Below are 22,630 nucleotides of genomic sequence, written 5' to 3'. Positions count from 1 at the left end.
GTGTTATGAACCTCGATCCCAATAATCAAGAGCAGGCTTTTCTTGCGGAAGCGGCAGAGTTATTGCAAACCATTGAGCAGAATCTGATCGGTCTACTTGATGAAAAAACAATAGAAAAAGTTCATGCGTTGATGCGAAGCGCCCATACTATCAAAGGGAGTGCTGCCAGTGTTGGGCAAGAAACTATTCAGACAATTGCCCATCATTTGGAAGATGTTTTCCAGGCGTTATACGCTCCAGAATTGGAAATCGATCCAGAATTGGGTGCTTTGCTTCTAGATGCTTATGAGTGCCTGCGAACTCCATTGAGTGCAGCCTTGATGGGCTTATCCTGCAATGAGGCAGAAATACTCGATCGAACTGCCTCAATCTTTGCCCAACTCCAACATAAACTAGGCGACTTTTTTGGTCGTGAGGCTCCGCTTCCCAGTTCGGAAGAACTTGGCTTTGATGTCGTAGAGTCAATCTTTTCCGGGAGTGTACTCCAGGATTTGCAACAACTGGAAGCTGACATCCAAAGCCAAGATCCGCAACAAATTCAAACAACACTCAACTCCCAAGCAGAATTTTTTGTCGAACTCGCAGCATCTTATGGCTTATCTGGATTGGAAGAAATTGCCCAGGCGACCCTAAACGCGCTCAAAGCACATCCAGAGAAAGTACTGCAAATCGCTCAGGTGGCTTTAGAAAATTTTAAAGCGGCTCAAGTAGCAGTACTGGCAGGCGATCGCATTCAAGGGGGAGAGATATTTCCACAATTGCGAAAATGGGCAGAACTAACTACTCCTGTCCTAGAACCGCAAGGGCAACCAGTTGCGATCGCTGCCCAACCAACACAAACGACTACAACTGAGAATAAGCCATCCCCTCTCCTCAGTGCCAGCGAAGCGGAATCAATTTGGTCGTTTTTTCCGAGGCGGACTGATAACTCCCTACCGAAAACACCGGAGGTACTGGCACCTATTTCTCAGGATTCGGTAGTAGCCCCCTCTGCCATAGATCGGATTTTACAGTCAATTTGGATCGGAGATCCACAGACATCCTGCCGATACTCAGACTCAGATCGGCCAGCCTCTCCACAACCAGCACCAAGCCTCCAGGCTCAGTCATCGGCATCACTTCCCAGTATCCGAGTAGCGATAGAACAGCTCGATCGCCTCAGCCATACAATTGGGGAATTGCTAATCAGCGAAAACCAACAAAACCTGCAATCTAACCACATCCACAAAGCAGCCCAGGACACTCTACTACAGTTTTTGTACTGTCAACAACAACTTAGTAAAGTTTTTACTTGGTCGGATCGACATCTGCTGCTTCCTGAACGCAAGCAGCGACATATATATGGCTCTCCACGAGTTATCTCTGCTACCGAGGCACAATCCAATTTTGATGCCTTAGAAATGGATAACTATAGCGAGTTGCACATTCTCCTGCAAAATCTTACAGAAGACATGGTGCAATTAGGAGAACGGATTGAGGCTGTTAATGGCTTAGTTCAGCAATCTCGCTTCAGTCTCGGAAAGCGCAAGCAACTGCTTTCAGGAGCGCAGGAAGATTTGCTGCAAGCCAGAATGGTTCCACTGGGAACAGTGTTGAATCGATTACCCCGGCTGCTGCAACAGATGGTAGCAACTTATCATAAACCTGTTGAACTCAAGCTTGGCGGTACGAAGGTACTGGTGGATAAAGCCATTTCTGAGCAGCTGTACGATCCCTTGCTGCACATGATTCGCAATGCCTTCGATCACGGCATTGAACCGATAGAAATCCGCCGCCAGCAGGGTAAACCAGAAACCGGAACGATTACAATTAAAGCCTATCATCAAGGCAACCGCACTACTATTGAGGTACGGGATGATGGTCAAGGCTTTAACTGGGAATCCATTCGTCAGCGCGGTATAGAAAAACACCTGCTGACTCCCGAACAAGCCGCCTACGCCTCAGAAGACCAACTGGCAGATTTATTATTTGAACCAGGCTTTTCTACCGCCAAGCAGGTTGGTGAGTTATCTGGTCGTGGTATCGGCTTAGATGTCGTTCGCACTCAATTGCAAGCTTTACAAGGTTCGATTGTGGTGCGATCGCTTTCAGGGCAGGGAACCACCTTTACCTTGCAATTGCCTCTGAGCTTGACAACGGCACGCCTGCTCGTTTGTCAATCTCAAGGTATTACCTATGGCTTACTGTCTGAAGGAGTTAGCCAGGTTTTATTACCGCAGCCAGAGCAGATTCAAGTTCAGCAATCTTTACACGGGCAAGGCAGCCAAAAATTCTGGCAGTGGGGAGAAGGGCAAAGTCTGCAACTAGTTCCCATCTGCTCGCTTGCAAATTTGCTGGATTACAAATACCCTTTATTCACCCAAGACCACAATTTAAACCTCAGTCCTTTTCCAGTCAAACAACGGAACACCGTCGAACCTCTGCTGCTATTGGAAACAGAGCATCAATACCTGTGTTTGCAAGTCGATCAGATTTTAGTTGAGCAGGAATTAGTAATTAAATCCCTCGGCAGAGTCCTGACTTTACCTAGTTACATCCAAGGCTACAGCGTGTTGGGCAATGGTAGTCTTACCCTAATCGTTGACCCGTTGGAGTTAGTTCGGCAAACCTGGGAGACAGATATGATGCCGACTTCCCCGACATCAAGTCTTACAACTAAGCTATTGCCTGCGCCTGAGCCTGTTCTTACTCTAGAGGGGCAGCAATCCGAGCTAACTACGCAACCGCAGCAACAGCCGATGGAAGTCAATACAGCCGTTGCTCAACCTAACCGACTGATGGTGTTAGTGGTGGAAGATTCGGTTGTACAAAGACAAAGTTTGGTGCAGACGCTCCAGAAAGCCGATTATCAAGTGTTGCAAGCAGGCGATGGTCGAGAGGCGATCGCTCAATTGGTGCAACACAGTGATGTTGATTTAGTGATTTGTGACATTGAAATGCCCCGTATGAATGGATTTGAGTTTTTAGAACACCATCGCCAAGACGAGCGTTTGTCCGGCATTCCTGTGGTGATGCTGACTACTCGTAGCGGACAGAAGCACCGCCAATTAGCTTTAGCTCTAGGGGCGAAAGCTTACCTGACCAAACCCTATTCAGAACAGAACTTCCTCGCGGCGATCGCTGAACTGGTTAATGGGTAAAGGGGAAAGGGTAAAGGGGAACGGGGAAGGGAAGGAATGGAAAGGAAAAAAATTGAAACTTTTGAGGATTTAAAAGTATGGCAAAAAGGTATTGACTTAGTTAAGCAAATATACTTAAGGACTAAGGAAGGTGAACTGAGTAGAGACGAAACTTTGGTTTAAGAGATCAGTTAAGACGTGCATCCGTATCAATACCTACAAATATTGCAGAAGGATTTGAACGATATTCTCGCAAAGAATACTTAAACTTTCTAAATATTGCTAAAGGGTCTGCTGGTGAAGTTCGCAGTCTTTTAAGAGTAGCGTTAGAAGTAGGCTATCTAGACCAACCAACTTATACACAACTTTCTAATCAAGCTATGGAGTTGAGCCGTATGCTATCTAATCAAATTCAATCTATAAATCAGTCATCAAAATAATAAAATCTTTCCCCTTTCCCCTTCTTCATGAATTACAAATTACGAATTAGTATTTATGCTTAACACTCCCTTTCCGTTTAAGCGATTATCTGGTGCTGTGAGCGAGCGCGACTCATTACGAGTCGTTGTTTTTGCGATCGCAGACTATTTATTTGCCCTGCCAGTTGGTGCAGTTCTCAAGGTGATGGCTTGTCCTCCTATTAGCAGTACGGTTGAAAGTGGTATCGGGATGGTTGATTTGGGAGCGCAAACGATCACAATTGTGGACTTGCGCCAGAAGTTCATTCAGCAAGTACAAGGCCAACAGGCGGATCAAGTTCTCTCTGCGGTTGACACTTCAGGGCGCTTCTTACTTCTGACTCAAACCCGGACTGGGGAAATTTGTGGCATTCCTGTGAACAAGCCCCCCGCCTTAATTGATATTCCTTTGGAAGCTGTGCGTCCGGTGCCGTGGTCTTATCGGCAAGTGGCGGAGTTAAGCTGTGTGAGCCACATGGCTGTTTTGCCTGTAGCACCAAACGAGGAACCACTCAAAGTACTTCTTCTAGGCATGAGCCAGATATTGGCTGATAAGTTGGGGCTGCCCGGAACAACCCCAACCTTGGCTCCTGGATTGACATCAGGCGAACAACGGCAAAGATTTCTTCGTTTTCCCTTGGGGAATCAAGGAAGTGGATTGCTACCATTTGACTCAATAGTTGACATTATTGATCTCGCTAGCCAAGAAATTTCTCCAGCCCCGGCCTTACCAACTTGGATTTTAGGTTTCTATAATTGGCAAGGACAGATGCTGCGGCTGGTTGACTTGGAGCATTTGCTTGGTTATGCGCCACTTTTGAAGCGGCAGTCACGACCAGAAAAGCCAATGGTTCTGGTTCTCGAATTGCAAAATCAGGTAGTCGGGTTTTTGGTGGCTCATGTCTACGATGTAGAGTGGCAGGATTTACAGCAAGCACAATCGGCACCAACCGACTTTTCCCCAAACAAACTGCTAAATTTTGTTCGAGGTATTCTGCCAGACGATCGCTGGATTTTAGACACCAGAGCGATCGCCCAGACATTGCAATGGCAAACCCACTGATTTAACTTGATGCTGCCAAGGAGTTTTCTGTGACGATCGCAACCTTAGACCCTAATTCTGAAATCCAGCCTGTTGAAAATGAAATCCAGATAGAAGAAATTTTAGCTAATGTGGCTGTAATCAAAGCAGTCTTTCAATCTGCTAAGGGGCCAAAGGTCGCTCAATTGCAGCAGAAGGTAAGTCAAATCGAAGCTTTTATCCAAGCTTTGGCTAAGGATTCGCCCAGTGACAATGATCAAAATGTTCAAGGGGCTTTTCAGCTCCAGCGAGAACAACTTGCGGCCATCGATCGGCAAATGCAACAGGCAAAAGGTCAAACTGCACTTTTGGAGGTTACAGTCACCGCCCTTCGAGATGTTCTCAACGCCGATCGCGTCCTGATTTATCGTTTTGAGGAAGATAATCGCAGTCGAGCGATCGCTGAAGCTATACAAGCAGGTTGGACATCCCTGCTCAACCAATCCCTACCGATAAATGTATTTGTTACTACCAATGCTGGCGACGGACAAAACTTGCTCAACAACCTCACTGAAGTATTAGAATTAACTCCGCGCCAACAGCAATTTTGGCAACGCTTTCAAGTGCAAGCTAGCCTGTGCTTGCCCTTGATTGTCAAACAACAGCCTTGGGGTTTGTTAGTTATTCATCATTGCCTTCAACCCCGACAATGGCAAGAAGCAGAGCGCAGTTTGCTACAACAAGTAGGAATGATGTTGACAATTAACTTGCGCTGGGCTGAAATAATAGCTCCACCTGCTAAACAGCAAAAGGCTGAATCCGGCGATCGCTCACAGTTACTAGTGCCATTTCAGCAGGTGAGCCAGTCCGTACAAGAAGGAGTAAGAATCACCGAGCTTGCCAACGAGCATTTAATGTCTATTCAAGATACTGTTGCTATTACTAATAAACAGCTACAATACCTTGGTGAATTTTGCCAGCAAGCTTCTGGCTTTGTTCATCTTGTGGAAGGCTTGAGTACCAAAATTCAGGTTTTGTCCCTGAATACAGCCATTGAAGCAACAAAAGCTAGTGAGCAGGAACGAGGTTTGCTAGCTGCTGCCGAACAGGTGGAAATTCTCGCCCGTCAAGCCCGCGACAGCACGCTAAATATAGAGGAATGGTTCCAGGAACTACAGGTGGCAGCAGGAGATGTTGCTTCTGCTATCGAACCGTGCGATCGCCAAATCAGTGCTGGGCTGGAGTCAATCGCGCAAATCCACGAGCAATTTAGAGCGATCGCCGACATCGCTGCTTGTACCCTCAAATCAATAGACCTATGAGCAAAAGTAACTTTTGCTCATAGGGGGGAAAGGGAAAAGGTTAAAGGGAAAAGGGTTTTTATTAGCCCTTTCCCCTTTACCCTTTACCCTTTTCCCCACTTCTGCAAGAAGTCTAATGTCGAAGCCATAGAATTGTCACAAACCCCATAGAAACTGAGAGTTGTTTTCATGAGTACCGATTTTGTCCCCCAACCGCAGAACGACGATCGCTTTCTAGAAGAAGCGATCGATCTGTTACTGTTCTTGGAACAGGAGTTGCCTAACTATACAAAAGACAGTAACCCTGGTACAGCTTTGGCTCTCATGGAAGCTGCTCGCTCTCTGCATTCGATTGCCATAGCAGCTGAGTTAGATGCCATTGCCATAGTTGCGGCTGCACTAGAAGAGATTTTTCAGCTTCTGCATCAGTATCGGGCAACTGTCAACGCCCCAATTGCCTCCCTGTTGTCGGAAGGATTAGATTGCCTACAGATGCTATTGATGGCATTTTTAACAGCCTCGCAAATTGACGAAGTAGAAATTCTGGAGCGGATGTCTGCCATTGTTGCTCGTCTACAAGCAGAGTTTGGCGATTCCCAGGAAACAAACCTTGAGACATCGATAGAGCAACCGCAGGAATATCAACCAGTTATTCAATTTGGCGATCGCTTGGCCAAGGTAGAATCTTCTGCGGAGCAAGTTATCGTTCAAGACAAGGAAAGTCTTGACAGGGAACTAATAGATGAAACTAGCCGCCAGTCTGGCAGCCTTGTTCGCGTAGATACCGAGCAACTTCCCATCAATGTAGGGAAACTAGCAAACCCGGAGGAGTATGGGGAAGAAGATTTTCATGCTTGGTTGGGGGATTTTTCCCTGCCTACTGAAGCATCCCTAGTTAAATCTGTTCGCGATCGCCATCCACTCTCTTTGCAAGAATCGATTTCTACCATTCTTGCAACAAGTATTCCAACCGCCACACCCATCAATATTAAGCATCTCGAACAACTAAACGCGCTAATTGCAACATTATTAACTACGTATAATCAGCAAGCCTGTCAAGAAGAACAACAGCAACATACGATCGGGCGGTTGCTCCGACAAGTTCAACGATTACAACACCTGCTCGATAACCTACAGGAATGGTCAGGACGTTTAGCAGCAATTTCAGATACCCTTTCTCCTCTAGCTGCTTCTCGTTCTCAGCAATTATACAGTACTCTGCAATCTGTTTTGGCTGAAGCGTCTCAGGTGGCATCAACTGTTGATTCGCTGAATAATAATCATCATCAACTCAAACAAGAACTGATACAGCAGCAAAAGTTACTTAACCATTCTGCCAATTTAGTCAAAAAAGTTACAACTATTCCTTTAAAAGTAGCCTTAGAACCGTTGCATCGGCTTTGGTCTCAATTACAAGCTCTACAAGATAAGTCTGCTAGACTACATTTACAAATTAGCGATATCCAAGTCGATCGGGCACTTAGCGATCGCCTCCATGCTCTCCTGTTACATATAAGTTGCTATTTACTAGAGCAAAGTATTGAGTCTAGCCAAACACGCCAACAGCTAGGTAAAAATAGCAGCGGTATCATCGAAATTCAAGTTTATCAGCAAGGAAATCAACTGATTATTGATGGCTGTGATGATGGCGCAGGACTTAACTTATCTCAAATCTATCAACAAGCTTCAGCCCAAGGACTCGCCCTGACAAAACCAGGGGATATTTTACAAGAACTGGTACTTGAACCAGAGGTTTCATCTGTTTTATGCGATCGCGCTGCCTTAGAGTTAGGAGCAGAATTAACTGAAGTTTGCAAGCAATTAACAGCTATTCAGGGAAGAATAGTATTGAAGTCTAAAGCTGGACATGGTACAGCCTTCTCGCTCCAAATTCCCCTCGATCAAAAAATTGCTCAACTTATCGTCTGTCAAGCTAACTCCAGAGTCTATGCATTTATTGCCGATTCTGTAGAGCAGATTTGTCTATCCCAGTCCGAACAAATTATCCAAACTCAAGCGGGACGCATGTTATTTTTGCAGTCTTCTGGCACCAGTGGCTTCCTTGGTTGCGCTGACGAGCATCTAACAACAGAAATGCTCGTCCCTATCCACTTATTGACTGATCTGCTGACTTGTCCTAACCAGCTTCCCACCTCAGTTACTACTTACAGCACAGACACACTAAATGCTTTCAAGCAGGATAAGCCTTTATTAGTATTTCGTTACTTAGACAAACGATGTGCTTTAGAAGTAGATTGCATCATCGGCAAACAATCTTCTGCGATCCATCCTCTGGGTGAAGCAATCCCTGTTCCTGCTTATATCCAAGGAACTAGCATTCTTGCCAATGGTCAACTTAGCCTGGTTTTGGATGGTCATCTTCTCACAAAATCTCTAACTTGAACTCAATACCTGCCGAAATTTTTTGAAACCTTTCACAGCAGCATAAGGATTAATTGTGTATTTAGTAGTATATACTACTTTAAAGTACGTAAGCTGGATTAACGATCGCTCTAGTAGTCTGCCAAGGAAACAATGCAAAGGTGGTTAGCAGAGGGGCAGAGGGGAAAGAACTTGCTATTTGCCTCTCCTCTGCTCCCCTGCACAAGCGCCGACCTCCACCCAGCAATTTTGGGTTGGCGAACTACTAGAGGAAAAACTTTTTGGTTTACTGAGTATTACTATTCTGATTCAACTTCTGCAAAATATCCTCCAACTCTTGCTGGTAACGTCCATACTCAGCCCAATTTCCTTGCCGCAGTGCTTCATGCGCTTTTTGATAAGTTGTCAATGCAGATTTAGCCAGGTTTAGAACTTCTCCCTTGATATGACTGGGTACTTGCTTCTGTTCTTGAACGCCACCAAAGATTACTGCTAGAGATTGTTCTAAAGTTTCTTCCATCACCACAGCTTTATCATAGGCAACAATTACCCGTTTCAGTTCCGGTAACTCACCCTGTTCTGCTCGCAAATATACTGGTTCAACGTAGAGTAAAGACTGGTCAATCGGAATCACTAACAAATCTCCACGAATTACTTTAGAACCTGCTTGACTCCATAAAGTAAACTGCTGGGAAATTTGGGGTTCTTGGTCAATTCGCGCTTCAATTTGTCGAGGGCCAAAGATAAGTTTTTGTTTGGGAAACTCGTACAGTAGTAACTTACCGTACTCCTTACTATTGGAACGTGCCGCCATCCAGGCAATCATGTTGTCTTTGTTGGCAGGGGTGAACGGTAAAATCTGAATAAATTCTTCCTTCGCTGCTCCTGGTAAGCGCATAATCATGTAGTAAGGCTGCATGATATGTTCATTGCCTTCATAGGTTTCGATGGGTAAGCGCCACAAGTCTTCCCGGTTGTAGAACAATTCTGGGTCGTTCATGTGGTAGACAAGATACATCTGTGCCTGAATTTTGAAAAGGTCTTGGGGATAGCGAAAATGCGCTTTTACTTCAGATGGAATTCCAGAGTTGGGTGTAAATAGGTGAGGAAAAATCTTTTGGTAGGTACGGAGTACGGGGTCAGTTTCATCAACTATAAAAAACTGCATCGTGCCGTCGTAAGCATCAACTAATACTTTAACTGAGTTACGGATATAGTTGATATCGCGGTGTAAAAATTGTTCAAGATTTCTGCCATTGAGAATTTCGGCAGCTTTTTGAGTCTGAGCTACTGGTTCAGAATAGGGATAGCGATCGCTCACTGTATAAGCATCCACAATCCACTGTAATCTACCATTAATTATCACTAAGTAGGGGTCGCTATCCAAATGCAGAAATGGTGCAACGTGACTCACCCTTTCCTGAAGCAATCGGTAGTAATGGATACGTGATTGTTGATGAAAGTAATTAGAAATTAATATCTGAATGCTACCCAAGTCGTAAGCATAAGCTAACCTTTGCCATATCGTTGGTATGGGTACGCCACCTTTACCGTTGTAAGTAGTATAAGCATTCCCATCCCCTAAAGGATAGTCAAACTCTTGGGTTTTTGTCCCAGTAAAAATATAGTTATCGGTTTTTTCTCCATAATAAATTGCTGGTTGGTTTATCTGTTGATTCACCCCAGAAACAGGAGGAATATCTTTGATATATAGTTGGGGTAAACCATCAGAGGTAACTTGGTTAACTGGACTCATCACCAAACCGTAGCCGTGGGTATACTTCAAGCGTTGGTTAACCCAAGTTTTTGCTTCTTGGGGTAACTGAGAATAAGCCAGTTCCCTTCCTGATAGCATCACCTGTTGATAATTGCCATTCACGGTATAGCGGTCTACATCCACGCTATGAAATTGGTAATAAAGTCGAATCTCCTGAATTTGGCGGTAGGTACTGAGAAGCGGGCGATAGTCCCATAAGCGAATGTTGCGGATGGTTGGCTGGTTCGACTGCAAAACTTGGCGATTTAATTGGGCTGCGGCTGTATAGTTTTGCCGTTGTACATCATGCAAATGATAGGCATTTTGGGTGAATTTGATATTGTTGGCGATATAGTACTTTTCTTTAGTTAATTCGTTGGGTTCAACGATGAATTGTTGCACAAACAAAGGGTAAACACCGTTGAGTAACACGAAAGCTATGAAAAATAGTACAATCCCCAACATTGGTACAGCATAACTTCTTCGCCTCATTGAGAGAACCAACAGAACGGCAACTACTAACGCAATGATACTTGTCACCCAATAAGCAAATAATTGCGCATGGACATCAGTGTAACCAGCACCATACACAACACCATTAGTTGAGTAAAGTAGGCTGTAACGTTTCAGCCAGAAATCAACAGCTACTAATCCAGCGATAGCTGCAAATAGCCAACTTAAATGGCTTTTCGCTGTGCCATTTAGGGTATTTCGTCCGTTACGCCACCGTAGTGTAAAACTGCCTTTGAGAAAATAAACCAGAATAGATACTATTAGCCCCCAGAGAAAAGCAAATAACAACCAGTTCCAAATCGCTTCGTAAAGCGGTAACTGGAAGACATAAAAGCTAATATCTTGTTGAAATATCGGATCGCTATTACCAAAACTAGTAGGATGCAGATACTTAAGAATAATTTCCCACATTGGGATACTAGCACTCGCTGCACCAAACCCAATAAACAAAATCAACGCTAAAGCGAAGAAATTGATAAATTTATCGGTATAGTCTGCCAATGCGCTGTCTTCAAACAAGTGAAAGGAACTATGCCGCGTATGGTGTATCGCAATCTGATAGTTTCTCCAGAGAAACATGGTGTAGAACGCAAAGGTGACAATCCAGATAAGGATTTGCCAAGTCAACCTTGTCCAAAATACTTCGGAAAAACCAACAGTATCAAACCACCATGCTTCGGTCAAAATATGCACTAGTGTTTTGGATAAAGACAAACCAACAATTACAATCAAGATGATTATTAGAATGCCTCTCTGCTTAAGGTTCATAATTTACCTATCAATAGCGAAATACCGCAGCTAATGGTGTATTATCTGGCATCTTTGCCGACTCAACTGCATAGACAATACCGCCATTTAAAATAGTTTGAGTTGCAGCGAAATCTAATAATTCCTCGTCGTTGGGTTCTGCGTCGGGATGTACCTGAACTGTTTGGGTATCTGAGTCAAAAGTACCCCACTGCTGTTGACCGAGGGCAACAATTAACTTGTCAACCCGTCCCTGACAAGCAGCCGGAATAGTTTCCGTAATTTGGCTGGAAGCTTTTCCAGTTCCTAGCAGTTTCCTGTATTGATTTATTGCGTCTTGCTGTGCTTGCAAAAATAATGGTTCTACTATTTCCCAAGCTTGGGCGTGTAATTCTTCTGGTGATAGTAGTTCTGGATTACCTGTTATTCCAGCATCCACGAGATCAGGATAAGTATTTGCTTCTCGGTAAATCGGCAAAAGATACTCTACTCCAGTCAGCACTAAGGGAGCGTGTTCTGCTTTGAGTAACTCCTGCAACGCTTCATTGACCCGATGGAAGTATATGCTGAGGTTTTTCTTCTCATCTTCATCACCAGCACCATGACCGTGAAATACCGTGACTCCACCAGGAGCGGCGCTTCGTCCACCTGTTGCGCCTGGAGTGCCTGTATGCGAAGGGGTTTGCCGTTCTGGTTCTTCAAACCGTAGTACTTCTTCCAGACTTGGTAGTACACCAGTTAAATCAATCTCTTCAATATGATGGTGAGTGCCTTCTAATAGCCGAATCAGATTATGGCTGAGAGCCAGGATATAGAAATGTCCATCGCTCTGGAATAAGGGGAATAGAGGTTTAAGGTAAAAATGGTTACTTACAGATACTAGTTCTGCAAAATCTATAGGTAGAGAGTAATATTGGAAAAAATCTTGTGAGCAGAAGACTGCTAAACCATTACTTTGATGTTGCCAAAATTCATACTCATCTAGCTCTCTGACTGGTTCGAGTAAGTTTTTTGCATCTTCAGAATGCCAACCATGCTCAATCAAGCGTTCTTCAGCTTCTCGAATTAAGTTCTTAAACCGGATTGGGTTTTGTTGCGTGTCTATCCCAGCATGGCAAGTTGGGATAAAAATCGATACACAGACTTCTCTAGGTTGTTTTGCTAGTGTTTCGAGTTCTGCAAGAGAGAGTAATTTCATTAATTTACCTCCTGTGTTTACAGAGAAGGGGTAGAACTGATAGTGGTGTTTTTCCCAACTTCCAAGTTGACTTCTAATCCTTCTGTTGTTTGTATGATATTGGTATTGAAATTTGTACAAAGAAATTGCATACGCTGACAGATAGCAGTAAATTCTCCGCCTTTAGCTAGGTCAACTCGCGTATAACTTAAAAATACAGGTATCAAACGCAACTTATATAAGCCGTGATCGCTCACTTCCACCAGAAACACAAAAGACCAATCATTACGCAACACAGGATCAACTGCATAATCATCCAGAAAATCCCCTGTGTCATAAAGGATTAACCCCTGTTTGTACTGTTCTACACCTTGGAAAAGGTGAGCAGAATGACCGTGAAAGATATCTACACCCCTATCCACGAGTGCGCGAGCAAACTGGCGAAAGTGAAGCGGCGGTGAGATGACCATATTCGGCCCCCAGTGAGCAGAGAAGATAATTAACTCTGCCCCAGCTTGACGTAACTGAGCGATCGCAGATTCTATCAGTGATAGAGTTAACAAATTGGGACTAATTTCTAGATAATTAGTCCCTGGAGAATCTTTAGTCGCCGCACAATCAGGCTCGTTATCTGTGAGGGCAATGATACCAACACGCAAACCTGCAATATCCATGATGACGGGAGTTGTAGCCTGACTGATATCCCGCCCCGCCCCAGCATGGTGAATCCCCACCGCATCAAGATATTTCAGCGTATCTAGTAAACCCTGGTCATCAAAGTCAAGGATGTGGTTGTTGGCGAGATTGACACACTGAATATTAGCAGCACGAAGTACTTCTACTGCGGCGGGGTCAGCGCGAAAGTGAAAAACTTTTGGCGTTCTCCTACACTCTTGAGTATTTTGAGTAATGGCACATTCCAAATTAGCGATGACAGCATCCGCACCGCGCAAAATCGGCAAAACATCTCCCCAAAAAGACTCTGCTGACCTCCGGGGAATCTCTTCGTTGACACCCCGACCCAGCATGACATCACCGATAAATGCTAAAGTGACGGACTTTGCCATAGGCTCTGGCGAATAAAGTTTTTTATCAGGAAGGGGATGAAGTAAGTTTTTAACGTTTACATCAATTCGTATTTAAACGCAGAGTACTTCCCTGAACAATTAACTACAAATTTATGACTGAGTTTTGAGTTAAAGATTTTTTACTTCTCCCCTATCTGTCCCTTTGCTTTTACAACAGACTAAGCAACGTTAATCTTGACGGATTTTTTCTTTTCCCCTTCAACTTTCGGGATGGTAAGGATAAGAATGCCGTTTTTGTATTCGGCTTGCGCTTTGTCGTTTTGAACGTGTGCAGGTAGTGGAATAAGTCGCTCAAATTTGCCATAACGGAATTCAGAGCGGACTATGCCTTTTTCTTCTGTCGTGGTTTCTGATTTGCGATCGCCACTGATCGAAACAGATTCTTCTGTCACCTCCACATTCAAATCTTTAGATTCCAGCCCCGGAATTTCTAGTCTGAGGCGAACTGCATCAGCAGTTTCCTCCATTTCGGCGGAGGGTATAAAGTTGAGTGCAGAGACTCCGCCATTGCCACTGGGGAACATCCGTTCAAATATGTGGTTCATCCGTCTTTGCAGATGTTCAATTTCCCGCATAGGCTCCCAATGAAAAGGTTCCCAACGTTCAATTTCTTGCAAAGGTTCCCAACGAGTAATTGCCATAATCGTTGCCTCCAATCATGTGTAATTTAAAACTTGATATTTCATCTTGATTGCTATCCTTGCAGCTTTCACTTCAGTATGATCTGGATATAGCAAGCTACCAGGAATAGGAGATTAAGCTAAAACACAAATCACTAACAGTTAAAAGTCAACACTTATGTGAAACAGCTTAACAAGTAAAGACTCTCCTACTATCTTGAGGTTAAAAGGAAAATTTGAGGAACTTGTGAGGAAGTGGTTGATGCTTCCTAGACTATTCAAAAAGTGGTTTGAATCAACAGCCTCAACCTTGTAGGTGATGTTTACCAATCAATCTAACAGTACTAGCTTGCAGTCCTTGATCACCTTCTTCCTCTGCAAAACGAACTTCATCTCCCACCTGCAACTGCTCAAAATCACCATTGAATAGACTGTTGCGGTGAAAATAAACTTCGCTACCATCAGGTGTTTCGATAAAACCGTAGCCTTCATCAGAGAACAACGACGCAATTCGTCCATGAGGCTGTTCTGCGTGAGTCTTGGTTTCCTGACGCAGCATACTGGTGTGGTCTTGCAGTTTGCGCTTGGCTGCATCAAAAGCATCACGAATTGCTACATAAATATCCTCGTGGGATTGATGTTCAGGTGGGTCACGTCTGACAACGATTTCCCCTGTTGGCACAGTGATGTCAATTCGCACCTGGTAAAGTTTACCATTACGGTGATGTCGATGTGGGGCATCAACTATGACTCGACAGCTCGTAATCCGGTTATAAAAATGCTCTAGTTTATCAACTAAGGAGCGAATTTTTGCTTCTACTGCTTCTGATGGTGGAATGTTGTGAAAGGTGATTTGTAGTGGGATTATCATGTGTTCTCCTATTTCTCAAGTATCTCTTACCTGGATTGAGAGATTGCTCAGGCAAGGTGCTAATTAAGATGCGTTTTCCCAATCACATAACAACTCATGCTCTTGTTTTACTGGGAGTTGACGGAGGGGAACTTGAGGAGTACCAATATCTGTTGAATGTTGAGATAACTGTTTTTTCTTAATTACCTTTTCTACCTGCGATTTTGGTTGAGTGGCTGTAATGGTCATTCTACTCACCTCCCACACTAAATCAGGAAGGAAAAATCGTTATATCTGCAACATATATAGCAGCAATTACAACTCAGTACTCAATGTATCTGATAATTTTGAACTTGAATTATTAACTTTCACCTTCAATTTCTATTATTTCTCTAAAAGTCCATACCAGCGAAGAAACGATAAAAAAGTATATACAATCTCTTTAAGAACTAACTTCAAATTGCTGTGTCAAAAGTTCATGAATTGCAGCATCACTGATTTGAGCAAGATTCTCATACCAGAGGGCGATTGCATACAATAGTAGCCATTAACTGACCGCCGCTTACCAGATATCTTTTAGGTTAGGTAACAAATTTGAGAAAGTTGTGAGGAAAGCAAAACTACCTCACAAGTTCTTCAAATTTTTCTTTTAGCATCAAATTAAAGCCAAATAATTAGCCACGTTGCACTTAGAGATTTAAACACTTCTAATTTAGAAAAACTAGTGAATTTACTATGCAAAACTTATCTAATCAACCAGTGAAAAGCGCTCATAAACTCAAAAGAAAGTATGAAGCAGGAGAAAGAGACTTTCGCGCAGCTGAGTTATCTAAAGTTGATTTACAAGAAACTTATTTAGAAGGAGTAGACCTCAGTGGAGCCAACTTAGATGCAGCCAAACTTAGTAGAGCAGACTTGAGTGGTGCTAATCTCAGTGGAGTTTATTTAAGAAAGGCAAATCTGAGAGGAGCTAATCTCAGTGGTGCAGATTTGTTTAAAGATAAGTTGGTGGGAGCAGATTTGAGTGAAGCTGACCTTCGAGGTGCAGATTTGAGAGGAGCTAACTTGAACGGGGCTAACTTAAATGCAGCCAAATATGACAGCTACACAGTTTTTCCAGAAGATTTTGACCCTGTAAGCGCCAAAATGATGCAGTTGGAAGAATAATAAGGAGATATATTATGGCTCATGTCCTGACATCTGAGAAAGTCTTCCCTCGAATGGTAGATTTACGCAGATATTTACATCGCCATCCTGAACTGGCATTTGAGGAAAAAAAGACAGCATCCATCGTTATAGATGAACTTAAGCGTTTAGGTATTCCTTTTTGGTATGGTGGGGTGGGTAGTGGCATCATTGCCAAGCTGATCAATGCTGGACAAAAAGCACCGACAATTGCTGTGCGGGCTGATATGGATGCTCTCCCCGGACAAGAAAATACGGGATTGCCCTTTGCTTCTTTGCACCCAGGTAAGATGCACGCCTGCGGTCACGACGGTCACATGGCAATGGTGTTGGGCGCAGCAGCTTTATTGAAAGAGAATCCGCCACCAGGAAATGTGGTTTTCATCTTTCAACCTGCGGAAGAAAAGGGTGCTGGCGCGAAAGTGATGATTCAAGCTGGTGCTTTAGAAGGAGTGAATGCCATCTTTGGCGGTCATGTCACCCGTCACTACCAGGTCGGCGAGATTATGGTTGCCAAAGGAGCAATCACAGCCCATTCCGATGGCTTTACCATTCGCATCAAAGGGCGAGGCGGACATGGAGCCAGACCTCATGAAGCTGTTGATGCTGTAGTTGTGACCGGACTGCTAATTATGGCTGTGCAAACCCTAGTTTCACGGGAAATCAACCCAGCCTATCCCTCAGTAGTCACCATCGGTAAAGTAGAAGCAGGTAGTGCTGCTAATGTCATCGCTGAGGAAGCAATTCTAGAAGGTACTATTCGCACAACAAACTTAGATGTGCAGAACTATATAATTGATGGGTTGAAGCGCATAGCTACAGCCGTAGGAGAACTACACAATGCCAGGGTAGAGGTAGAGATTCGCCACGGTTATCCACCTGTAATCAATACAGGAAAAGAGGCAGAAATTGCCCGTCGGGCTGTAGTCGAGTTATTGGGTTCAAAGGGATTAGTCACAATGGATTATCCCAGCATGGGAGCAGAAGATTTTTCTTTCTACTTGTTACACGTTCCTGGGTGTTACGTCAGATTTGGTGCTTGTCAACAAGGTTGTGAGAACATTCCTTTGCATAGTCCTTCCTTTGACTTTGACGAAGAAGCATTGAAAGTTGGCGCAGCTTTCTTTGATCGGGTAGTTCGAGAAGCGATCGCAGAATATGCAGATAATTCCTAGTAGAAAACAGCAGAAGGTACTTAGGTAATATTCATGAAAAGCGCAGATTTAATCAATTTGGCAGGGTTTCAAGAAGTTGAACATACAGCTGACTGGGCTTATCGCGTTTGGGGGCGGAATTTAACTCAGTTATTTATCCAAGCAGCGATCGCGCTTTATTATTTAGCTGATGTCGAGTTAACCTCAGAGTCTTCAATTACGCGAAAAATTCAACTCCAAGGTGTTGATTATGTCAGCCTACTGGTTGCTTGGTTGAATGAACTTTTGTATTTACATGAAAGTGAAAACTTAGCATTTAACCAATTTAAAATCTTGCATCTCGATGCACACTCCCTAGAGGCGGAAGTCACAGGTACCTATGTGCAGAACTGGCAGAAATTGATTAAAGCAGTCACATATCACAATCTCTCGATTCAAGAAACAGAAAAAGGATTGGAAGCTACATTAGTATTAGATGTTTGAATTAGTCAAAAGTTAACAGTTATTCTCCCCTACTGCCCATTTTCAACTTAGGAGGGGATATGGTTTCTAAACAAGATTTTCGCCGTATTAGTGATTATTTGTGGGAAATTCCTACCTCATTTCATCCAAAAATGCAGGTTCCTGTCTGGATTTTTGCTGATGAAGAAATTCTCGAAGATGCTTTGGGCGATTTATCAATAATTCAAGCAGTGAATGTTGCGCGTTTACCTGGGCTAGTAGGTCATGTAGTTGTTATGCCTGATGTTCACCAAGGCTATGGAATGCCTATTGGTGGCGTGATGGCAGCACGAGTCCCAGAGGGAATAATTTCCCCAGGAGCAGTTGGTTATGATATCAACTGTGGTGTGCGTGTTTTGACCTCTACAATTAAGTATGAGAATGCCAAACCCTATTTAAGCGATCTCGCCAGTGTCCTTTATCGCAATTGTCCTAGCGGTGTGGGAGAAAAAGGCAGCGTCCCTCTGACAAATGAAGAATTAGAACAAGTATGTCAACAGGGTGCTAATTGGGCGCTAACTCACGGGTATGCCGAAGCAGAAGATTTGCAACGCACGGAAGAGTTTGGTTGTTTGGCAGAGGCAGATCCAGATGCTGCTAGTAAGCGGGCAAAAGAGCGCGGCAAAGGTCAATTAGGCACTTTGGGGGCGGGAAATCATTTCCTAGAGGTGGATGTAGTTGAGGAAGTGTTTGACCAGGAAGCCGCAGAAGTGATGGGTTTGCACGCAGGTTGTTTAGGGGTACAAATTCATTGCGGTTCTCGTGGCTTTGGTCATCAAATCTGTACTGACTATGTACAAGACTTGCAATTTGCAGTCATCCGCTACGGAATTGATTTACCAGACCGAGAATTGGTTTGTGCGCCAATTGAATCACCAGAAGGACAAGGCTATTTAGCAGCGATGAAGTCAGCTGCCAACTATGCCTTTGCTAACCGTCAGGTTTTAGCATGGCATACACGACGGAGTTTTCAAGAGGTGTTTGGTACAGAAAACTCTCAACTACGCCAAGTTTATGATATTGCTCACAACATGGCCAAAATTGAAACCCACGAAGTTGCAGGAGAAAGCTTGACAGTCTGCGTCCATCGTAAAGGAGCAACACGGGCATTTGGCCCAGGCTTTGCTGGTTTACCTACAGAATATCGTCCTTTGGGGCAACCTGTTCTTGTTCCTGGTTCGATGGGTACGCACAGTTGGATCTTGCTAGGGACACTAGCAAGTGATCGCCTATCTTTTGGTTCCAGTTGTCACGGTGCGGGAAGGGTGATGAGTCGTCACAAAGCCAAACGAGAAATTAAAGGCGATCGCCTCAAGGGAGAACTAGAACACGAAGGGATTAGCATCCGGGCTGGTTCTATGTCCGGTTTAGCAGAAGAAGCACCCCAAGCGTACAAAGATGTCAGCCGAGTGGTAAATGTAGTCAGCCAAGCAGGAATTGCTCGTAAAGTAGCGCGTCTGCATCCCGTTGCTGTTGTCAAAGGATAAAACATAAACTGAAGGGTCTAGTTGCGTTCAACCAGACCCTTCAGCGATAATTGCCTATTCTATACAAAGGTTCCCTCCGCAAAAAACCTGGGTTTACACGTCTCGCAGGCTCCTCACTCTAACTTCCCATAGTCGCATCTTCCTAGATCCTGGTTTGGCGTTACTCTTACCTTAGCTTTCGGTAATTGGTGTTGCCACTTTCTTCATCTATGTTAGAACTTCCCTGCGATCTCACTTATATACTAACATAATTTTATTGTATGGTAGGGCAATTTTTTATTTTGCATCTGTTAATAACTACTGCCATAAATTGAAATTTGAATTTTAAATTTTAAATTTTAAATTCATTTGTTTATATAAGCTAAAACAAGAATTAATATGATTAATTTTTGTAAAAAATTATAAAGATATTAGGTGCAAGATAATGAGCAGAAGGCGAGCATTTCTACTTCAAAGCTTCAGTATAATTGGGTTAGTAGAATTATCTGCGATCGCTTGTAGTTCTGTGGATAATAAAAATACCAAAATTGCCTCTACCCCAAGCAGTAAATTAACAACAGAGAGGAAAAGCATGAAATTAGAAAGTGCCTTTGAAACTAATAGCCAAATTCCTGCCAAATATACCTGTGATGGTGCTGATATTTCGCCTACTCTTAGCTGGGATGAACCTCCAAAAGAAACCCAAAGTTTAGCATTAATAGTCGATGACCCAGATGCACCCAGACACACATTTGTACATTGGGTACTTTACGATATACCTCCTACAGTTCGGCAATTACCAGAACACATTACTGCTACGAAAACCTTACCAAGTGGTGGAGTGCAGGGAAAGAATGATTTTGGCAAATTAGGTTATGGTGGCCCCTGTCCTCCTAGTGGTACACATCGGTATTTCTTCAAACTTTATGCTTTAGACAAAAACTTGGGTTTGCCACCAGGCGCAACAAAAGAGCAAATTTTGCAAGCAATGAAGGGTCATGTTTTGGCAACAGCAGAGTTAATCGGAGGCTACCAACGTCAGCGTTAGACTTCCTGCGAATTGATGATTTTCTCAAAAGGACTAAGCAGAAATCTGAGTCAATTGAGTGTAATTGAATTGTGTGAGTCCAAAACTTCACTTTTAGGTGGAATATTGGTTAGTAATATACTTTGACCGTTCCAAAAATATGGGTATGAACAGAAGATATTTATAACATTCAGGAGTTATTCGTATGCACAAAGAATACATGGATGCTTTAGAAGAATTAATCGATAAATTGACATTAGCTGCAATCCTAGAGATGTTAGAGCGAATATGTCACAAAAAAGCAGAATATTTGCGAACTCATTGGCAAGATGAAACTTCAGCTAAGATGTGGGAAAAAGCTGCTCGACAAATAGAACAGATAAATATTGATGTTTGAGTAAATAGTCAAACTGTTTATCTTCCCAAAATGAGTGCATCCCATCGCTGTAGTTAAAGGATAAATTGACATGGGTGATATAGAATTCAAAAGCTCTCCCGAATTCTCTCTTGGGATGGAAATTGAGTTGCAATTACTCAATCCTGATACGCTACAGTTGGTAGATGGTATTTTACCTCTGTTGGCACAAAATCCTGAAAATTTCTGGATTCAGCCAGAATGTAACCAAGCAATGGTAGAGATTGCCTCTCAGGTTTGCTCAAATATCCCTGAGTTAGAAGCCAATATTTTTGCTATTATGCGTGACCTCAAAGTTAGATGCCAACAACTGGGGATGACGATTTGTGCAGCTGGAACTCATCCATTTTGCGATCGCTTTGCTTCGATCACTCCGATTCCCAGGTATCTGGCCCAGCAAAATACATCTGGCTATCTCGCAGATTTAATGATGACTTGTGCGGTTCAGCTTCATGTAGGAATGCCATCGGGTGATGTAGCTATAGATATTATGGGCAGACTTAAACCCTATCTCCCCATTTTGTTGGCTCTGTCTGCTAGTTCACCCTTTTGGTGGGGTCACGATACTAGCTTTGCTTCCTTTCGCCAAAGGTTCTTATCATCTTTGAGAACCTATGGTATTTGTCCCACTTTTAAAAATTGGCAGGATTTTGCTAATTTCTTTGCTAATGCTCAACATGCAGGGATGTTTGAGATTATCCGCGATATCCATTGGGATTTGCGTCCCCAACCTAATTTCGGAACTCTTGAGGTTAGGGTGATGGATGCTCAACCAACAATTAAAGAATCGATGATGTTGGCGGCTTTTATCCATTCTTTAATTGTGTATTTGCATCATCACAGTCAAGGAAAGCCAACAGAATTTTTGCTAACTCCCCTTCCTTGGTTGATTGAAAGAGAAAACTACTTTCGTGCATCTCGTTGGGGTTTAGATGCTAATTATATTGAAGATGATCAAGGCAATAGCAGACCCATCAGGAATATAGTTAAAGATATCTTGAATGTACTAGCAGAAACTGCCGATACGTTAGGAAATAGCTCATATCTATTCCAATTAGAAAAAAGATTAGACCAAGGAGCAAGTTATATTCGACAACGGCGAGTGTTTGAAAGCACAGGTTCTGTAAAAGCAGTAGTTGCTTCTTTAGTCAGCGAGTTAGAAGCTGAATTACTAGTACCAGAAAACAAGATACACTATACACCCAAATGATTTAATCACCTTTGTAAGCGATCTCATTTCTCATGCTAATTCATCTGCTTGATTTTACGGATATTTATACATACCACTCTTCCATCACTGTTTGACGTAAATTCAAATAATATGTGCATTGTGTTGCAGTAAGGACTAGTATTGCTTTCAATGGATCACTCTTGTAGCCAAATCAACCCTCAGTCTGCTGTAATTCCTCGACGGCTTCCATGACGTGGGTTGCGTACATTAGTGCAGGGCCACCACCCATAAACACTGTTACGCCGAGAGTTTCAATAATTTCTTCTTTCGTTGCGCCTGCTTGGAGGGCAGAATGGGTATGGAAGGCTATGCAATCATCGCAATGAATCGCTACGGAAATTGCCAGCGCAATCAATTCTTTTGTTTTGCTGTCGAGTACGCCAGGTGCGGAAGAAGCTTTATTCAAAGCGTAGAAGCTTTTCATCACATCCGGTAAAGCAGTGGAAAACTTGCTGGTATAACTTCTGATATGCTTCATCTGCTCAGTATAGGAAGATTTGCCAGTGGATTCGCTCATAACGTACCTTTGAGTAAAATCTAACTCCTATAACTATTAAATTTCACATATTTTTCATCTGTCTTGAGAGATAATTTTTTGAGGAATAGGATTCAATTTTTT

Annotated in this window: 19 protein-coding genes; 12 read left to right on the top strand and 7 right to left on the bottom strand. The window is 43.2% G+C overall.

Going from position 1 to position 22,630, the window contains the following annotated elements:
* Nucleotides 1-5 precede the first annotated feature (5 nt).
* From H6G86_RS26165 to H6G86_RS26145, 5 genes are all read left to right on the top strand, one after another.
* Nucleotides 6-3,140: a hybrid sensor histidine kinase/response regulator gene (locus H6G86_RS26165; RefSeq protein ID WP_190936763.1), complete on the top strand. Its 3,135-nt coding sequence runs from the start codon at nucleotides 6-8 to the stop codon at nucleotides 3,138-3,140.
* 191 nt (nucleotides 3,141-3,331) lie between these two features.
* Nucleotides 3,332-3,559, top strand: coding sequence for a four helix bundle protein (locus tag H6G86_RS40020; protein ID WP_369009470.1), 228 nt, complete (start codon nucleotides 3,332-3,334; stop codon nucleotides 3,557-3,559).
* Nucleotides 3,560-3,614: 55 nt separating this feature from the next.
* Nucleotides 3,615-4,640: a chemotaxis protein CheW gene (locus H6G86_RS26155; protein ID WP_190936762.1), complete on the top strand. Its 1,026-nt coding sequence runs from the start codon at nucleotides 3,615-3,617 to the stop codon at nucleotides 4,638-4,640.
* Nucleotides 4,641-4,669: 29 nt separating this feature from the next.
* Nucleotides 4,670-5,920 carry a GAF domain-containing protein gene (locus tag H6G86_RS26150; protein WP_190936761.1) on the top strand — a complete coding sequence of 417 codons (1,251 nt, stop codon included), beginning with the start codon at nucleotides 4,670-4,672 and terminating at the stop codon, nucleotides 5,918-5,920.
* A 168-nt stretch (nucleotides 5,921-6,088) separates the two neighbouring features.
* Nucleotides 6,089-8,302, top strand: coding sequence for a chemotaxis protein CheA (locus H6G86_RS26145; RefSeq protein WP_190936760.1), 2,214 nt, complete (start codon nucleotides 6,089-6,091; stop codon nucleotides 8,300-8,302).
* A gap of 265 nt (nucleotides 8,303-8,567) precedes the next feature.
* Here H6G86_RS26145 and H6G86_RS26140 read toward each other — a convergent pair whose 3' ends face one another.
* From H6G86_RS26140 to H6G86_RS26115, 6 genes are all read right to left on the bottom strand, one after another.
* A complete protein-coding gene (locus H6G86_RS26140) occupies nucleotides 8,568-11,318 on the bottom strand; it encodes a UPF0182 family membrane protein (protein ID WP_190936759.1) in 2,751 nt (916 codons plus the stop codon).
* Between the two features lie 10 nt (nucleotides 11,319-11,328).
* Nucleotides 11,329-12,495, bottom strand: a complete 1,167-nt coding sequence (locus tag H6G86_RS26135) for a baeRF7 domain-containing protein (protein ID WP_190936758.1) — start codon at nucleotides 12,493-12,495, stop codon at nucleotides 11,329-11,331.
* Between the two features lie 17 nt (nucleotides 12,496-12,512).
* The gene (locus H6G86_RS26130; protein WP_190936757.1) at nucleotides 12,513-13,541 is read right to left on the bottom strand and encodes a CapA family protein; all 1,029 of its coding nucleotides are present in this window, start codon (nucleotides 13,539-13,541) and stop codon (nucleotides 12,513-12,515) included.
* A gap of 179 nt (nucleotides 13,542-13,720) precedes the next feature.
* Nucleotides 13,721-14,203 (bottom strand): Hsp20/alpha crystallin family protein, encoded by a 483-nt coding sequence (locus H6G86_RS26125; protein ID WP_190936756.1) that lies wholly within the window; start codon nucleotides 14,201-14,203, stop codon nucleotides 13,721-13,723.
* 283 nt (nucleotides 14,204-14,486) lie between these two features.
* A complete protein-coding gene (locus H6G86_RS26120; protein ID WP_190936755.1) occupies nucleotides 14,487-15,053 on the bottom strand; it encodes an HPF/RaiA family ribosome-associated protein in 567 nt (188 codons plus the stop codon).
* Nucleotides 15,054-15,116: 63 nt separating this feature from the next.
* Nucleotides 15,117-15,281 carry a hypothetical protein gene (locus tag H6G86_RS26115; RefSeq protein WP_190936754.1) on the bottom strand — a complete coding sequence of 55 codons (165 nt, stop codon included), beginning with the start codon at nucleotides 15,279-15,281 and terminating at the stop codon, nucleotides 15,117-15,119.
* A 486-nt stretch (nucleotides 15,282-15,767) separates the two neighbouring features.
* Here H6G86_RS26115 and H6G86_RS26110 point away from each other — a divergent pair, with 486 nt between their 5' ends.
* From H6G86_RS26110 to H6G86_RS26080, 7 genes are all read left to right on the top strand, one after another.
* Nucleotides 15,768-16,199 carry a pentapeptide repeat-containing protein gene (locus tag H6G86_RS26110; RefSeq protein ID WP_190936753.1) on the top strand — a complete coding sequence of 144 codons (432 nt, stop codon included), beginning with the start codon at nucleotides 15,768-15,770 and terminating at the stop codon, nucleotides 16,197-16,199.
* Nucleotides 16,200-16,213: 14 nt separating this feature from the next.
* Nucleotides 16,214-17,392 carry a M20 metallopeptidase family protein gene (locus H6G86_RS26105; protein ID WP_190936752.1) on the top strand — a complete coding sequence of 393 codons (1,179 nt, stop codon included), beginning with the start codon at nucleotides 16,214-16,216 and terminating at the stop codon, nucleotides 17,390-17,392.
* 33 nt (nucleotides 17,393-17,425) lie between these two features.
* Nucleotides 17,426-17,854, top strand: coding sequence for an archease (locus H6G86_RS26100; protein WP_190936751.1), 429 nt, complete (start codon nucleotides 17,426-17,428; stop codon nucleotides 17,852-17,854).
* Between the two features lie 59 nt (nucleotides 17,855-17,913).
* A complete protein-coding gene (locus H6G86_RS26095; protein WP_190936750.1) occupies nucleotides 17,914-19,359 on the top strand; it encodes an RtcB family protein in 1,446 nt (481 codons plus the stop codon).
* Between the two features lie 424 nt (nucleotides 19,360-19,783).
* Nucleotides 19,784-20,386: a YbhB/YbcL family Raf kinase inhibitor-like protein gene (locus tag H6G86_RS26090; RefSeq protein WP_190936749.1), complete on the top strand. Its 603-nt coding sequence runs from the start codon at nucleotides 19,784-19,786 to the stop codon at nucleotides 20,384-20,386.
* Between the two features lie 184 nt (nucleotides 20,387-20,570).
* Nucleotides 20,571-20,762, top strand: a complete 192-nt coding sequence (locus tag H6G86_RS26085; RefSeq protein WP_190936748.1) for a hypothetical protein — start codon at nucleotides 20,571-20,573, stop codon at nucleotides 20,760-20,762.
* 70 nt (nucleotides 20,763-20,832) lie between these two features.
* Entirely contained in the window at nucleotides 20,833-21,990 is a 1,158-nt protein-coding gene (locus H6G86_RS26080; RefSeq protein WP_190936747.1) for a carboxylate-amine ligase, read from the top strand.
* Nucleotides 21,991-22,162: 172 nt separating this feature from the next.
* Here H6G86_RS26080 and H6G86_RS26075 read toward each other — a convergent pair whose 3' ends face one another.
* Nucleotides 22,163-22,528, bottom strand: a complete 366-nt coding sequence (locus H6G86_RS26075; RefSeq protein WP_199338428.1) for a carboxymuconolactone decarboxylase family protein — start codon at nucleotides 22,526-22,528, stop codon at nucleotides 22,163-22,165.
* Nucleotides 22,529-22,630 lie beyond the last annotated feature (102 nt).

This window comes from Nostoc sp. FACHB-133 (assembly GCF_014698055.1).
Classification (GTDB): Bacteria; Cyanobacteriota; Cyanobacteriia; order Cyanobacteriales; family Nostocaceae; genus Nostoc.
The sequence above is the reverse complement of the archived record's forward strand: the minus strand, read 5'-3'. Positions and strand labels throughout refer to the sequence as shown.

Excerpts from the sequence above, each read along its gene's own strand:
- H6G86_RS26155 (WP_190936762.1), top strand. The coding sequence starts at position 3,615 with ATGCTTAACACTCCCTTTCCGTTTAAGCGATTATCTGGTGCTGTGAGC.
- H6G86_RS26085 (WP_190936748.1), top strand. The coding sequence starts at position 20,571 with ATGCACAAAGAATACATGGATGCTTTAGAAGAATTAATCGATAAATTG.
- H6G86_RS26135 (WP_190936758.1), bottom strand. The coding sequence starts at position 12,495 with ATGAAATTACTCTCTCTTGCAGAACTCGAAACACTAGCAAAACAACCT.
- H6G86_RS26145 (WP_190936760.1), top strand. The coding sequence starts at position 6,089 with ATGAGTACCGATTTTGTCCCCCAACCGCAGAACGACGATCGCTTTCTA.
- H6G86_RS26105 (WP_190936752.1), top strand. The coding sequence starts at position 16,214 with ATGGCTCATGTCCTGACATCTGAGAAAGTCTTCCCTCGAATGGTAGAT.
- H6G86_RS26095 (WP_190936750.1), top strand. The coding sequence starts at position 17,914 with ATGGTTTCTAAACAAGATTTTCGCCGTATTAGTGATTATTTGTGGGAA.
- H6G86_RS26125 (WP_190936756.1), bottom strand. The coding sequence starts at position 14,203 with ATGGCAATTACTCGTTGGGAACCTTTGCAAGAAATTGAACGTTGGGAA.
- H6G86_RS26140 (WP_190936759.1), bottom strand. The coding sequence starts at position 11,318 with ATGAACCTTAAGCAGAGAGGCATTCTAATAATCATCTTGATTGTAATT.
- H6G86_RS26110 (WP_190936753.1), top strand. The coding sequence starts at position 15,768 with ATGCAAAACTTATCTAATCAACCAGTGAAAAGCGCTCATAAACTCAAA.
- H6G86_RS26075 (WP_199338428.1), bottom strand. The coding sequence starts at position 22,528 with ATGAGCGAATCCACTGGCAAATCTTCCTATACTGAGCAGATGAAGCAT.
- H6G86_RS26100 (WP_190936751.1), top strand. The coding sequence starts at position 17,426 with ATGAAAAGCGCAGATTTAATCAATTTGGCAGGGTTTCAAGAAGTTGAA.
- H6G86_RS26080 (WP_190936747.1), top strand. The coding sequence starts at position 20,833 with ATGGGTGATATAGAATTCAAAAGCTCTCCCGAATTCTCTCTTGGGATG.
- H6G86_RS26165 (WP_190936763.1), top strand. The coding sequence starts at position 6 with ATGAACCTCGATCCCAATAATCAAGAGCAGGCTTTTCTTGCGGAAGCG.
- H6G86_RS26130 (WP_190936757.1), bottom strand. The coding sequence starts at position 13,541 with ATGGCAAAGTCCGTCACTTTAGCATTTATCGGTGATGTCATGCTGGGT.
- H6G86_RS26120 (WP_190936755.1), bottom strand. The coding sequence starts at position 15,053 with ATGATAATCCCACTACAAATCACCTTTCACAACATTCCACCATCAGAA.
- H6G86_RS26115 (WP_190936754.1), bottom strand. The coding sequence starts at position 15,281 with ATGACCATTACAGCCACTCAACCAAAATCGCAGGTAGAAAAGGTAATT.
- H6G86_RS26090 (WP_190936749.1), top strand. The coding sequence starts at position 19,784 with ATGAGCAGAAGGCGAGCATTTCTACTTCAAAGCTTCAGTATAATTGGG.